13 protein-coding genes and 1 pseudogene are annotated in these 14,045 nt (G+C 70.4%); 12 read left to right on the top strand and 2 right to left on the bottom strand.

Features of this window, described 5'->3' with window-relative positions:
• Position 1 precedes the first annotated feature (1 nt).
• From OFY01_RS24730 to OFY01_RS24705, 6 genes are all read left to right on the top strand, one after another.
• Complete coding sequence (locus OFY01_RS24730) at positions 2-970, top strand: carbohydrate kinase family protein (protein ID WP_266603422.1); 969 nt, start codon at positions 2-4, stop codon at positions 968-970.
• On the top strand, positions 967-1,902 hold the full coding sequence (gene metF / locus OFY01_RS24725) for a methylenetetrahydrofolate reductase [NAD(P)H] (RefSeq protein WP_266603420.1): 936 nt from the start codon (positions 967-969) through the stop codon (positions 1,900-1,902). The genes OFY01_RS24730 and metF overlap by 4 nt, the downstream gene beginning before the upstream one ends.
• Entirely contained in the window at positions 1,899-3,209 is a 1,311-nt protein-coding gene (gene aroA, locus OFY01_RS24720; RefSeq protein ID WP_266603418.1) for a 3-phosphoshikimate 1-carboxyvinyltransferase, read from the top strand. Before metF ends, aroA begins: the two co-directional genes overlap by 4 nt.
• Positions 3,206-4,390, top strand: a complete 1,185-nt coding sequence (gene aroC / locus OFY01_RS24715; RefSeq protein ID WP_266603417.1) for a chorismate synthase — start codon at positions 3,206-3,208, stop codon at positions 4,388-4,390. Before aroA ends, aroC begins: the two co-directional genes overlap by 4 nt.
• A complete protein-coding gene (locus OFY01_RS24710) occupies positions 4,387-4,698 on the top strand; it encodes a shikimate kinase (RefSeq protein WP_266603415.1) in 312 nt (103 codons plus the stop codon). Before aroC ends, OFY01_RS24710 begins: the two co-directional genes overlap by 4 nt.
• A 128-nt stretch (positions 4,699-4,826) precedes the next feature.
• On the top strand, positions 4,827-5,573 hold the full coding sequence (locus OFY01_RS24705; RefSeq protein ID WP_266603413.1) for a VOC family protein: 747 nt from the start codon (positions 4,827-4,829) through the stop codon (positions 5,571-5,573).
• Positions 5,574-5,693: 120 nt separating this feature from the next.
• Here OFY01_RS24705 and OFY01_RS24700 read toward each other — a convergent pair whose 3' ends face one another.
• Both OFY01_RS24700 and OFY01_RS24695 read right to left on the bottom strand, forming a co-directional pair.
• On the bottom strand, positions 5,694-5,819 hold the full coding sequence (locus OFY01_RS24700; RefSeq protein ID WP_266603411.1) for a hypothetical protein: 126 nt from the start codon (positions 5,817-5,819) through the stop codon (positions 5,694-5,696).
• A 125-nt stretch (positions 5,820-5,944) separates the two neighbouring features.
• On the bottom strand, positions 5,945-6,880 hold the full coding sequence (locus OFY01_RS24695) for a bifunctional DNA primase/polymerase (protein WP_266603409.1): 936 nt from the start codon (positions 6,878-6,880) through the stop codon (positions 5,945-5,947).
• Between the two features lie 383 nt (positions 6,881-7,263).
• On the opposite strand from OFY01_RS24695, the gene OFY01_RS24690 reads away from it, so the two are divergent.
• The 6 genes and pseudogenes from OFY01_RS24690 (at position 7,264) to OFY01_RS24665 (ending at position 14,001) form a co-directional block, all read left to right on the top strand.
• Positions 7,264-7,575 (top strand): hypothetical protein, encoded by a 312-nt coding sequence (locus OFY01_RS24690; protein ID WP_266603408.1) that lies wholly within the window; start codon positions 7,264-7,266, stop codon positions 7,573-7,575.
• 526 nt (positions 7,576-8,101) lie between these two features.
• On the top strand, positions 8,102-9,010 hold the full coding sequence (locus tag OFY01_RS24685) for a bifunctional MaoC family dehydratase N-terminal/OB-fold nucleic acid binding domain-containing protein (protein WP_407700415.1): 909 nt from the start codon (positions 8,102-8,104) through the stop codon (positions 9,008-9,010).
• Positions 9,011-9,341: 331 nt separating this feature from the next.
• Positions 9,342-9,797 (top strand): annotated as a pseudogene (locus OFY01_RS24680) (MaoC/PaaZ C-terminal domain-containing protein); the annotation flags it as partial.
• Between the two features lie 251 nt (positions 9,798-10,048).
• Entirely contained in the window at positions 10,049-11,215 is a 1,167-nt protein-coding gene (locus OFY01_RS24675) for a lipid-transfer protein (protein ID WP_266603406.1), read from the top strand.
• A 370-nt stretch (positions 11,216-11,585) separates the two neighbouring features.
• Positions 11,586-12,149, top strand: a complete 564-nt coding sequence (locus tag OFY01_RS24670) for a SigE family RNA polymerase sigma factor (protein ID WP_266603404.1) — start codon at positions 11,586-11,588, stop codon at positions 12,147-12,149.
• A 169-nt stretch (positions 12,150-12,318) separates the two neighbouring features.
• Positions 12,319-14,001: a long-chain fatty acid--CoA ligase gene (locus tag OFY01_RS24665; protein ID WP_266603402.1), complete on the top strand. Its 1,683-nt coding sequence runs from the start codon at positions 12,319-12,321 to the stop codon at positions 13,999-14,001.
• Positions 14,002-14,045: the final 44 nt, after the last annotated feature.

The following is a 14,045-nucleotide window of genomic DNA, read 5'->3' as shown; positions in this document are numbered from 1 at the left end:
CATGCGGATCGCCGTCACCGGCTCGATCGCCACCGACCACCTGATGACGTTCCCCGGACGCATAGCCGACCAGCTGCTGGCCGACCGCCTCGACCACGTCTCGCTGTCCTTCCTGGTCGACACCCTGGACATACGCGACGGCGGCGTGGCGGCGAACATCGCCTACGGGCTCGCCCGACTGGGACATCGTCCACTCCTGGTCGGCGCGGCGGGAGCGGACTTCGCACCGTACGGGCAACGCTTGTCCGCACTCGGCGTGGACATCTCCGCAGTCCACATCTCCCGCACCCGTCACACCGCGCGCTTCCTGTGCACAACAGACCCGGACGGCAACCAGATTGCGTCTTTCTACCCAGGGGCGATGACCGAGGCCGCCGGGATCGACGTGGCCGCAGCCGTCCGCCGAGGCGGAGGAGCCGACCTGGTCGTCATCGGTGCCGACGACCCGGAAGCGATGCTCCGCCACACGCGCGGATGCCGCACTGAAGGCATGCGGTTCGCGGCCGACCCCGCCCAGCAGCTGGCCCGGCTGGACAACGCCCAGATCAGAGAACTGGTCGAGGGCGCCGACCACTTGTTCACCAACCAGTACGAACGCGCACTGCTGCTCACGAAGACGGGCTGGACCACCGAGGAAGTTCTTGGCCGCGTCCGCGTCTGGGTCACCACGTTCGGGGCAAAGGGGAGCCGAGTCGAACGCGCCGATGAACCCGCCCTGAGCATCACCGCCGTTCCCACCATCGAGGCGGCCGATCCGACCGGCGTCGGGGACGCCTTCCGCGCCGGATACCTGGCCGCTCTGGCCACCGGTGACGATGCCGCCCGCTGCGCTCAGACAGGCTCGGCACTCGCCGCCCACGCCCTGACCTGCGTAGGAACCCAGACCTACACCACGAACCCGGCCCACTTGAGCGCCCTGACAAACGCCGCGTACGGATCGGCCAACCTGTCAGGAGGGGAGACGTCATGACCGCATCCGCCCTGGTGACCGAGCTTCCCCGCAGGGGCCCGGCCGAACTGATCGGCACGGGCCATCGCTCGTACTCCTTCGAGTTCTTCCCGCCCAAGACGGCCGCAGGACAGCGGACCCTCTGGGAAGCACTGCGCCGCGTCGAGACGCTCAACCCCTCATTCGTCTCCGTGACGTACGGCGCCGGCGGCACCTCCCGCGACCGAACCATCGCCCTCACCCGGCGCGTAGCCGAGGAGACCACGCTGCGTCCGGTGGCCCATCTCACCGCCGTCGGACACTCCGTCACTGAACTGCGCGCGATCATCGGCTCCTACGCCGATGCCGGAATCCGAGACGTCCTCGCCGTGCGCGGCGATCCGCCCGGAGATCCGCAGGGGACCTGGGCCCCACACCCTCACGGCCTGCGGTACGCGGCCGAACTCGTCGAACTCATCCGCCAGTGCGGCACGTTCAGCATCGGAGTCGCCGCCTTCCCGGAACGCCACCCGCGCTCACCCGACTGGGACACCGATGTCCGGCACTTCGTCGCCAAGTGCCGGGTCGGCGCCGACTACGCCATCACCCAGATGTTCTTCCGCGCCGAGGACTACCTGCGACTGCGCGACCGGCTCGCCGCCGCCGGATGTGACACTCCGGTCATCCCGGGCATCATGCCTGCCACGCGCTACGAGCAGATCGCCCGCTTCGCCCGCCTCAGCAACGCGACGTTCCCCGAAGACCTGGCCCTGCGGCTGCGGACCGCGCAGTACGACCCCGGGGAGTCCCACCGCATCGGCGTCGACCACGCCACCGAACTCGCCCAGCGACTGCTCGACGAGGGCGCTCCGGGGCTGCACTACATCACTCTCAACCAGTCGTCCGCCGCCATGGACATCCATCGATCACTGCGCCTGCCCACACCGCCTCGCACCCCGGAAGTGTTCACATGACCACGGACGCCGCACCCGGCACGACCACTCACATGGCCCGCATCCCCGGTTCCAAGAGCCTGACCAACCGCATGCTCCTGCTCGCCGCGTCCGCCAACGGCACGAGCCGGATCTACGCCCCGCTGGTCTGTCAGGACACCCTCACCTTCCGCGACGCGCTGCGGGCGTGCGAAATCCCCGTGCAGGCCAGCCCACGCGACGAGTACTGGGAAGTGACTGGAGCGGGCCAAGGCGCCATCGGCCGCGCGCGCGTGTGGTGCGCAGACGCCGGAACGGCGGCCCGCTTCCTGCCGCCGTACGCAGCCGTCGGCCACGGGAACTTCCTCTTCGACGGCTCCTCCCAACTGCGTGCCCGCCCCCTGGGAGCACTGCTGGAAGCGCTGCGGGCGCTGGGCGCCGACATCGATGTCGGGCCAGGCGCCCGACTTCCCCTGCTGATACGCGCCGAAGGACTGGCCGGCGGAGAGATCTCGGTGGAGTCGTCATCGAGCAGCCAGTACCTCAGCGGCTTGTTGATGGCAGCGCCCTTGATGCGGACAGGGCTGCGGGTCCGTGCCCCCGGCCTGGTCAGCCGCCCTTACACCGACATGACGCTCTCCCTGATGCGGCGTTACGGTGCCGACGCCACCGAGGGGCCGGACGGCAGCATCCGGGTCGAGCCCGGCGTGTACGCGGCCACCGACATGGTCGTCGAACCCGACGCCTCCACCGCCTCCTACGTCTTCGCCGCCGCAGCCGTGACGGGAGGCACCGTCACCGTGCCCGGCCTGGGCACAGACAGTCTCCAAGGTGATCTCCGCTTTGTGGAGATCCTCGCGAAGGCGGGGGCCGAGGTTTCCGTGGACGAGGCCGCGACGACGGTGACCGGAACGGGGCAGCTGCGCGGCGGCTTCGCCGTCGACATGGGCGATGTCTCGGACACGTTCATGACGCTCGCCGCGATCGCCGCGCTGGCCGACGCGCCGATCACGATCCACGGCATCGGACACACGCGTCTGAAGGAGTCCGACCGCCTCGCCGCCGTTGCCGACAACCTGCGGGCCTGCGGCATCGAGACAGCCCACGGCACGGACTGGATCACCGTGCACCCGGGCGCGCCGCACCCTGCGCGAATCGCGTGTCACCACGACCATCGGGTGGCCATGGCCTTCTCGGTACTCGGTATCGCGTCGTCGACCGCATTCGAGCTGGATGACGCCCACTGCGTGGCGAAGACCTTCCCGGGTTTCCACGGTGAGATGCAGAGGCTGTTCTGCCAGTACGAACTGCCGGTTGTCACGAGTGTGTCGATGGAGGGTCCCCGTTGAGCAGGTTGCGCTGGCTGACCGCGGGAGAGTCTCATGGCCCCGCACTCGTGGCGACGTTGGAGGGCTTGCCCGCAGGCGTGCCGATCACCACTCAGGCGGTGGCGGACCACTTGGCCCGGCGTCGGCTCGGCCACGGACGCGGGGCGCGTATGACCTTCGAGCAGGACGAGGTCACCTTCCTCGGCGGCGTCCGACACGGTCGCACCCTCGGCTCCCCGCTGGCGGTGATGGTGCGCAACACCGAGTGGCCGAAGTGGGAGCAGGTGATGGCAGCCGACCCGGTGGCCCCGGAGGCGCTGGCCGGGCTGTCCCGCAACGCACCGCTGACCCGCCCCCGCCCCGGACACGCGGACCTGGCGGGCATGCAGAAGTACGGGTTCGACGAGGCCCGCCCGGTGCTGGAACGGGCCTCCGCACGGGAGACGGCGGCCCGGGTGGCACTGGGAGCCGTGGCCCGCTCGTACCTGAGGGAGACGACCGGAACCGAGATCGTCAGCCATGTCGTCGAACTGGCCGATGTCGGAGCCCGGCACGACCGCCGCCCGGTCCCTACCGATGTGGAACGGCTCGATGCGGACCCGGTGCGCTGCCTCGATCCGGATGCGTCGAAGGCGATGGTCGCGGCGATCGACCAAGCCCACAAGGACGGCGACACGCTCGGAGGCGTCGTTGAGGTGCTCGCCTACGGTCTGCCCGTCGGCCTCGGCTCGCACGTGCATGGGGACCGCAGGCTCGACGCCCGTCTGGCCGCGGCCCTGATGGGCATCCAGGCGTTCAAAGGAGTCGAGATCGGGGACGGATTCAACCTGGCACACGTTCCAGGCTCACAAGCCCACGACGAGATTGTGAGTACGACGGCGGGCATCGCCCGTGCCTCCGGCCGCTCCGGCGGCATCGAAGGCGGCCTGACCACCGGCGAGCCACTGCGCGTTCGCGCCGCGATGAAGCCGATCGCGACAGTGCCGCGCTCCCTGCGGACGGTGGACGTGAGCACCGGCGAGTCGGCCAGAGCCCACCATCAGCGCTCGGACGTGTGCGCGGTGCCGGCGGGCGGGATCGTCGCCGAAGCCATGGTGGCGCTGGTGCTGGCGGACGCGGTGGCGGAGAAGTTCGGCGGTGACAACGTGGTGGAGACCCGCCGCAACGTGCTGTCGTATCTCGACGCCCTGCGCATCCGATGACAGGGCAGCTGACCGTCCTGGTCAGGCCCCATGGGGGTGGGCAAGTCCAGCGTCGGGCGGCTGCTGACCGAGTGGGGCAAGGTGGCTTACCTGCGATCTACCTGGCCATGAGGGCGACAGAGACGGTCAAGCGCATCGGCGTGGATGCGGCCCGTCCACTGCTGACAGGCAACCCGCACATGCGGTGGCGAGAGCTGATGGAGGCCAGGCGGCACTCGTACGAGGAGTCCGCCACCGTCGTCGTCACCGATCACCGCACCGCTGGTGAAGTAGCTGACGCAACCCTCGCCACACTGTCCGACCCGTGATGGATGAAATCACCGCACACGACCCAACAAATGGAATAAATCCGTGAGTTGTCAGCTCCAGCTGGAGCCGCAATCTGCCACGCAGCAAAGCTGGATGACGATCGATCGTTGCGAACCGAGGAGAAACGATGAAGATCACACGTCATCCGGCCGGAGCGCCGTGCTGGGCAGACCTCGATACCCCCGACGTCGCTGCCGCTCGCACCTTCTACGGCTCGCTCTTCGGCTGGCAGGCCCTCGAACTCCCCACCGGATATGTCAACTTCACGAAGCACGGCGAGAAGATCGTGGGCGCTGTGAAGCTCCGCGCAGGGCAGGAGCACTCGGCCGGGTGGAGCGTCTACTTCATGTCGGACGACCTGAACGCGACGACCAAGGCGGTCGAGGCAGCCGGTGGTCGTGTCGTCAGCCCGCCGACGAAGGTATCGGTCGCCGGCAGTGCCGCTGTCTATGGGGCGCCCGACGGCGGCGTCTTCGGAGCCTGGGAGCCGGACAAGCATCCGGGCTCCGGCCTGGTACGCGAACCCGGAACACCGTCGTGGTACGGCCTGAGCAGCCCGGCTCCCGACGAGGCCAGGGCGTTCTACGCCCGGGTCTTCGACTGGACCGCCGCCGCGCCCCCGGCCGGAGGCACCGCTGCTCAACTGAAGTTCTCCGGCGGGGTCGCACACTTCGGCGGCATCGCCCACGGTTCCCCGGACGTGGCAGGCTGGACCCTGCACTTCGGTGTCGAGGACATCGACGTCGCGGTGGCCCAGGCGATCGAGCTGGGCGGCACCGTCGTCGCCGCGCCCGCCGCCGCGCCTGGCGTCGGGCGTACGGCCGTGCTCAAAGACCCGGCGGGCGTGACCTTCGCTCTCATTGAGCACGTGTGACCGAGAGCCGACCCGGTGGACCTGTGCTCCACCGGGTCGGCAGCGCGTGAAATCAAACTATGGTGGGAGAGCCGCAGATAGGCGGCTCTCCCTTTCCCGCGTTGAGCCTGGCGTGACGACCTACTCGTCCTGGGCCCGCTCCAGCGATGCCTCGATCTGTCGGTTCGCCTGTTCCTGGCTGCGCTGGATGACCTTCGCGTATGTAGACAGCCTCCGGGAGGCGAGCTTGTCCTTGCCGTGGCGCATCGGCTCTCCACCATTCGTCGCGCGGATCAAGAGGGCATGTGAGGGGAGAGATGTGAGGGGAGAGTCACATAGGGGCTCTTGTCTCACATCGGCCGGTCGGCCGACCTCGGCCCGTCACGCCCCGTCTACGCCCCCGCCGTCAGCCGCCCCGCGGAAGCGACCGTGGAGCGGGCCTCGCGGCGGGTCAGGCCGGTGCGGACCGCCGCTTCGGTCAGGGCCTCGATGAGGGATTCGCCGAGGCCGTTCTCGTAGGCGCGGCAGGCTGCCCAGAAGAGGCGGGTGTTGCGTTGGCCCTCCTGTGCGCCCAGGACGAACTGGACCAGGCCCGCGCCGTGTCGGCCCGCCCGCCCCGTGGAGGCGGTGGTGGGGTGGTGCGGGCGCGGCGGGGGCGTGAGGAGGTGCAGAAGCGCAGGGGGGCAGGGTGCCGGCGGCAGGTCCGCCGTGCCGGGGACCGCGCTGTAGACGCCGTGCGTGATGCGGGAGCCGGGGCCGACCAGATAGCCTCCGGCGCCCCGGATGTCGATGCCGGGGGCGAGCCGGCCGGCGGAGTTGGGCACCACCACGTCGGGCGGTCCAGAGAGCCAGACGTGGCGGCCGCCGCTCGGGGTCCGCACGACGACCGTGTCGGGGATCGTGAAGAGATGCCGCAGCGCCAGCTCACGCAGGGCGGCGGAGGAATCCGTGCCGGTCTTGGTGTCCAGGTCGACGCCGATGAGGTGGTACGGCGGCAGGCCGCACGCGATGCCGTACCCGGTCGCCCGAGGCGCCGCCGCGAACAGCGCGCGGATGCGGCGCGGGTCGGTCGTCGCGTCGTACACGCCATGGCCGGGCAGGCCGCACTCGCCGTGGCAGCGGGGGGCCGACGGTGGGTCGGAGCGGTGCGGTGAGGGCAGCGCCGGCAGTTTCGTGCGGGAGAGCGGGATGACGGCGAGCCCGCGCTCGGCGGCGGACAGGGCGTGCGCGAGGGCCAGGGCCGCGAGCGGGACGGCGGGCGCCGCGTGGTTCGAGGTGGCCGGGAGGTGGTTCGAGGGGTGGTTCGGGTGCCGGTCGGTGGTGGCCATGCAGCTCATTTTCGTACGAATGTTCGATGAAGGGAAGAGGGGGCGGGCGTCCGGGTGGCCTCTTTGCCGAAAATGTGGCGAAACGCTTCATCCTGCGGGAGCGCCGGATCACGGTGGACGTGCGAGGGGGCTCGCGGGTGAGCCGGCGCTTTGGGGGAGTGAAGCGGGTTTATCGACATGTCCTCACGCTTGCGGGCGAATCATGCCTTCCGAGGTGGTTCGCCGGGGATTCGGTGGGCAACTCTGAACTCGCGACGTCGTGAACATCGCCGAGGTGGTCGGCCAACTGCCTTGGCAAGACCCGTACTTACCGATTCGGCGGCCCCGATCCCTGTGTCCGGTCCGCGCTCCCGGTGTGTACTTCCTGTTCTGGAGGAATAGACATGGCTTCCATCCGTACTGCTCGCGTTCTCGCCGCTGTCGCCGCCCTTCCGCTCGCCGCCGGCCTGTTCTCCGGCGTGGCGATGGCCGACAACGGCGCGATCGCGAACGACGGATCGAACGCTGGCGTGGCCACGGTCAGCGGCAGCGGTGTCGGCCACGACAACAGCGGCAACTCGTCCACCACGCAGCAGCAGGCCGTCGGCAGCGGCGCCTCGAACCAGAGCAACACCGCGCAGGTGAACCACTCCGGATTCACGGCGATCGACCAGTCCAACGAGAACATCGCGGTGAACTTCACGAACCTCTGGTGACTCATGGCTCATGGCTCATGACCCATGGCCCACGGTCGGGGTCAGGGTTCTGAGCGGGGTGCGTGACTGACAGTCTGCGCGGCGGCGCTTCGGTGCCGCCGCGCAGGCGTGTGCGGGTGTGCGGGTGCGCGGGTGAGTGGTGGAGTGCTTGACACCTCCTAGTAACTGACGGACAGTCAGAAATCCTTGTTCGTACGAGGTCTGGGAGGGCCGCCGCCGTGCACGTCGCCTCCACTGATCGCGGGTGCGTACTACGCGCGCGCCCGCGTGCCCAGTTCCGTACGTTGATGCCGGACGCCCCGCCGGCTCCCGGCGACCAGTTCGTCTTCTTCGACGAGGCTTGCCGCGTCGGGGCGCCGAGGCCCTCGGCCGGTACCGGCCTCGCTTCCTCGCGTACGCGCGCTGTGTGTGACCGCTCGACGGCGCGGGGGGTGCGGTGGTGACGGCGGGTGCGGGCGCGGCGGGTGCGGGCTCTGGTGTCGGTTCCGGTGCGGGCCGACGTGAACTGACCCTTTGCCGCGATGAGTTGAAGGTTTTCGAGGGGCGTGTCGCGGCCGCCGGCGGCGAAGGGAAAGACCCGGTCAACGAGGCGATGATCCGCCACTGGTGCGAGGCCATGGGCGATACCAGTCCGGCGTACCGGGGGCCGGAGGCGATCGCGCCGCCGACCATGTTGCAGGTCTGGACGATGGGCGGGCTGTCCGGGCACGAGGGGCGTGCGAGGGCCTACGACGAGCTGCTGGCGCTGCTGGACGGCGCCGGGTACACGTCGGTGGTGGCCACCGACTGCGAGCAGGAGTATCTGCGGCCGCTGCGGCCGGGGGACACCATCACGTTCGACGCGGTGATCGAGTCCGTGTCGGCGCTGAAGAAGACGAAGCTGGGGTCGGGGCACTTCGTCACCACCCGGATGGACGTACGGGCGGGTGGTGAGCTCGCCGGGACCCATCGGTTTCGGATACTCAAATACGCCCCGGCGAACGGGGAGCCGACCGTGCGACGGCAGCAGAAGGCACGGCCCCGGCCCGTCGTGAACCGGGACAACGCCGGGTTCTGGGACGGCGTCGCCGAGCACCGGCTGCTCATCCAGCGCTGCACGGCCTGCGACATGCTCCGTTTTCCCTGGCTGCCGGGCTGCAACGCGTGCGGCGGGCAGGAGTGGGACACGGTCGAGGCGAGCGGCGAAGGCACCGTCTACTCGTACGTCGTCATGCACCATCCGCCTTTCCCGGCCTTCGACCCGCCGTACGCGGTAGGACTCGTCGAGCTGGCGGAGGGCGTGCGGATCATCAGCAACGTCGTCGGGGTGCCCTGCGACCGGGTCCGGATCGGGATGGCGGTCCGGCTCGAATTCCTTCGGGCGGACGAAGAGTTGGAGCTTCCCGTGTTCCGGGCCGTGGAGGGCGGGGCGGCGGACTCGGGGAGTGAGGCGTGAGGACCGCAGCGCGGATATTCGGTGATCTGTCGACGCCGGAGCGACTCGCGGGGCTCGGGGGCGGTTCGGACGCCGAAGGCGGGGGATGCGTCGGCGGCGGTGTGGACCGCGTTCGCCGGGCTGCTGCGGACCGGGTCCGCGCGGGCTCGCTCGCCCGTGCCGTCGACGACCACGCCGACCGGCGCGAACAGTTCGGCCGAGCGATCCGCCGTCAAGCAGGGCGTGCGACTCGGGGCGATCGTCGCCCATATGGGCGTTGCGGCGATGCGTTCGAACTGCTGGAGCACGTCGGAGAGTTGATCGCCTGCGGGACCCGTGGAGGTGATGAGGAATGAAACCACAGGCGGGTGACGTGTTGCCGCCGCTGGAGATTCCGGTGACGAGGACCCTGATCGTCGCTGGGGCCATCGCCTCGCGCGACTACCAGGACGTCCATCACGACGCCGAGCTGGCGCGCGAGAAGGGCTCCCCGGACATCTTCATGAACATCCTGACGACCAACGGACTCGTGGGCCGCTACGTCACCGACCACTTCGGCCCCACGGCGACGCTGCGCAAGGTCGCGATCCGCCTCGGCGCGCCCAACTACCCCGGGGACACAATGGTGTTGAGCGGCACGGTGGAGGAGGTGACGCACGGTGACACGGCTGCGGCTGCGGCTGCGGCTGCGGCTGCGGGTGCGGCCCCGGCCCCGGCCACTGTCAAGGTCAGGGTCAGGGTCGTCGGGGTGAACGGGATCGGCCGCCACGTCACCGGCACGGTCACGGTCACGGTGCCGGTGACGGCCTCGGACGCGATCTCGGCCACAGACGCGGTGTCGGCCACGGACCCGGTTCCGGTCCCGACCCCGACCCCGACCCCGCCCCCGGTCCCGGCCTCGGCCTCGGTCCCGGTCCCGACCTCGGATCCGGCCCCGATCCCGGTCCTGGCCTCGGATCCGGCCTCGGTCCCGGCCACGGCCCCGCACCCGGCCTCAGCCCCGCCCCCGCCCCCGGAAACGGTGCGTAAGGGCGGCCCCGCCCCCGAAGGGAACCGGTCATGAGCGTGCGCGGCGAGGACCGGCTCGGTGGACGGGCCGCCATCGTGGGGATCGGTGCGACCGAGTTCTCCAAGGACTCCGGCCGCAGCGAACTGAAGCTTGCCGTGGAGGCCGTGCGGGCCGCGCTCGACGACGCGGGCCTCTCCCCCGCCGACGTCGACGGCCTGGTCACCTTCACCATGGACACCAGCCCGGAGATCACCGTGGCGCAGGCGACGGGTATCGGCGAGCTGTCCTTCTTCTCGCGCGTGCACTACGGAGGCGGGGCCGCCTGCGCCACCGTGCAGCAGGCTGCCCTCGCGGTGGCTAGCGGCGTGGCGGACGTCGTGGTCTGCTACCGCGCGTTCAACGAGCGTTCCGGCCGCAGATTCGGCTCGGGCGTGCAGCACCGCGAGCCGTCGGCGGAGGGCGCGGCGCTCGGCTGGGCGCTGCCGTTCGGCCTGCTCACCCCGGCGTCATGGGTGGCGATGGCGGCACAGCGCTACCTGCACACGTACGGGCTCACGCCGGAGGCGTTCGGACATGTCGCGGTCGTGGACCGTCGGCACGCGGCGACGAACCCGGCCGCGTACTTCCACGGCCGACCGATCACGCTCGCTGAGCACGCCGCGTCGCGCTGGATCGTGGAGCCGCTGCGGCTGCTCGACTGCTGCCAGGAGACGGACGGCGGGCAGGCGATCGTCGTCACCAGCACCGAGCGGGCCCGGGACCTGCCACGACCACCGGTCGTGATCGGCGCGGCGGCGCAGGGCGCGGGGCGCGCGCAGGAGCAGATGACCAGCTTCTACCGGGACGACCTCACCGGTCTTCCCGAGATGGGCGTGGTGGCGCGGCAGCTGTGGCGGACGGCGGGTCTCGGCCCGGACGGGATCGACGTGGGCATCCTCTATGACCACTTCACGCCGTTCGTGCTGATGCAGCTGGAGGAGTTCGGATTCTGCGGGCCGGGTGAGGCGGCCGGTTTCGTGGCCGAGGACCGGCTGCCGCTCAATACGCACGGCGGGCAGCTGGGCGAGGCGTACCTGCACGGTATGAACGGGATAGCGGAGGCGGTGCGGCAGCTGCGCGGCACCGCGGTGAACCAGATTCGCGGAGCGGAGACGGCGCTGGTCACCGCCGGGACGGGCGTGCCGACGTCGGGGCTCGTGCTGCGCTCGTCCGGCTGATGCCCTCGGCCGGGGAACCGGCGGGACACGGCCGGAGGGGCCCCTGGCGCGGTCGGTGGGTTCCGTGGCGCGGTCGGAGGGCCTCGTGGCGCGGTCGGTGGGTTCCGTGGGGCGGTCGGAGGGCCTCGTGGCGCCGCCGGAGGGTTCCCTGGCGTGGTCGGAGAGTCCCGTGACACGGCCGGTGGGTTCCGTGGCGCGGCCTGGGCGCCTGGCGGCCCCCGGCCGGGTCGGGGGCGGCCCCTCAGGGGGCCTGCCCGGGTCCTCCACCTTCAGGAGGTGGGGCCTGCACCACTCCTACAACCTGAGGCGGACGCGGCTTCGGGACCTCCGGGCGATCCGGGCGGGAGGGCGCGCTCATAGCGTGGAGGGCATGACCGCAACCCTGGCGCCTGTCCGCTCCGGCGCATCGGCCGTGGAGACGCGAGCCCCGGTGAGCACGTACCCGTCGTTCACCTCGTACGTCCGGGCGCGCCAGCCCGTGCTGCTGCGGGCCGCCCGGTCGTTGACCTCGAACCCGTGCGACGCCGAGGACCTGCTGCAGACCGCGCTCACCAAGACGTACGTCGCGTGGGACCGGATCGAGGACCACCGGGCGCTGGACGGGTACGTGCGCAGGGCGCTGCTGAACACGCGGACGTCGCAGTGGCGCAAGCGCAAGGTCGACGAGTTCGTCTGCGACGACCTGCCGGAGCCGCAGGCCGTGCCGGTCGCCGACCCGGCCGAGGAACAGGCGCTGCACGACGCGATGTGGCGGGCCGTGATGAAGCTGCCCGCGCGTCAGCGGGCGATGGTCGTCCTGCGCTACTACGAGGACCTCAGCGAGGCCCAGACGGCCGAGGTGCTCGGCGTCTCCGTGGGGACGGTCAAGAGCGCGGTCTCCCGCGCGCTCCGCAAGCTCCGCGAGGACCCGGAGCTGCGCCCCACCGACGTGTGACGGACGACTGGCGGACCCCGGACCCCTGACGCACGCCTGACCAGGTCAATTCCGGTCAAGCGTTGATCGATCATTCCCGCAGGGGGTGACATACCGCCTGGTATGTGCTGAGAATCGGCAGGAACCCTACTGCTCCGTAGCGCCCGAGGGCGCCCACCGGGAGGACGCCGTGCTGAGCACGATGCAGGACGTACCGCTGCTGATCTCACGGATCCTGACCCACGGGTCCACGGTCCACGGAACGTCGCAGGTGATCACGTGGACCGGCGAGGGCGAGCCGCACCGCCGCAGCTTCGCCGAGATCGGCGCTCGGGCCGCCCAACTGGCGCACGCCCTCGCCGACGACCTCGGAGTCACCGAGGGGGATGCCACGGCCACCTTGATGTGGAACAACGCCGAGCACGTGGAGGCGTACTACGCGGCGCCCTGCATGGGAGCCGTACTCCACACCCTCAACCTGCGGCTCGCGACCGAACAGCTGGTGTGGATCGTCAACCACGCCGCCGACAAGGTCGTCATCGTCAACGGCTCGTTGCTGCCGCTGCTCGCCCCGCTCCTGCCCCAGTTGCCGACGGTCGAGCACATCGTCGTCTCGGGGCCCGGAGACCGCTCCCTGCTCGACGGTGCGCGTCCCCGCGTGCACGAGTACGAGGAGCTGATCGCGGGCAAGCCGACCACGTACGACTGGCCGGAGCTGGACGAGCGCCAAGCCGCGGCCATGTGCTACACCTCCGGCACCACCGGCGACCCCAAGGGCGTCGTCTACTCGCACCGCTCCATCTACCTGCACTCCATGCAGGTCAACATGGCCCAGTCGATGGGCCTGACCGACGCCGACACCAGTCTCGTCGTCGTCCCGCAGTTTCATGTGAACGCCTGGGGCCTGCCGCACGCCACGTTCATGACCGGTGTGAACATGCTGATGCCGGACCGCTTCCTTCAGCCCGCGCCGCTCGCCGAGATGATCGAGACCGAGCGGCCCACGCACGCCGCCGCCGTCCCCACCATCTGGCAGGGCCTGCTCGCCGAGCTCACCGCCAAGCCCCGTGATGTCTCCTCGCTCCACCAGGTCACCATCGGCGGCTCGGCCTGCCCGCCGTCGCTGATGAAGGCGTTCGACGACCTCGGGATGCGCGTCTGTCACGCCTGGGGCATGACCGAGACCTCGCCGCTCGGCACGGTCGCCAGGCCGCCGGCGGCCGTCGAGCCCGGCAGTGACGAGGAGTTCGCGTACCGGCTCACGCAGGGCCGCTTCCCGGCGAGCGTCGAGGCGCGGCTCACCGGCCCCGACGGGGCGCACCTGCCCTGGGACGGTGAGTCCGCGGGCGAGCTGGAGGTGCGGGGTCCGTGGATCGCGGGCGCGTACTACGCGGGTGCCGGAACCGGCACCGGAACCGGCACCGATGCCGGTGGTGCACCCCTGCGGCCCGCCGACAAGTTCAGCGAGGACGGCTGGCTGAAGACCGGTGACGTCGGCACCATCAGCCCCGACGGCTTCCTGACCCTCACCGACCGTGCCAAGGACGTCATCAAGTCCGGCGGTGAGTGGATCTCCAGTGTCGACCTCGAGAACGCGATCATGTCCCACCCGGATGTCGCCGAAGCCGCGGTCGTCGCCGTCCCCGACACCAAGTGGGGAGAGCGCCCGCTGGCGACCGTCGTCCTGAGGGAGGGCGCTAGCGCCGATCTGGAGGCACTCAAGGCGTTCCTCGCCGGGAAGGTCGCCAAGTGGCAGGTTCCCGAGCGCTGGACGCTGATCGAGGCGGTGCCGAAGACGAGTGTCGGCAAGTTCGACAAGAAGGTGCTGCGCAGGCAGTACGCGGACGGGGAGCTCGACGTCACCTCGTTCTGACCGTTCCAGGAGCTGGGGCGTTGTGCGTTTCACGTGAAACGCAC

It is taken from the genome of Streptomyces beihaiensis (assembly GCF_026274175.1).
Lineage (GTDB): Bacteria > Actinomycetota > Actinomycetes > Streptomycetales > Streptomycetaceae > Streptomyces > Streptomyces beihaiensis.
Note: the sequence above shows the minus strand (reverse complement) of the source record. Positions and strands in the feature narration are given on the sequence as shown.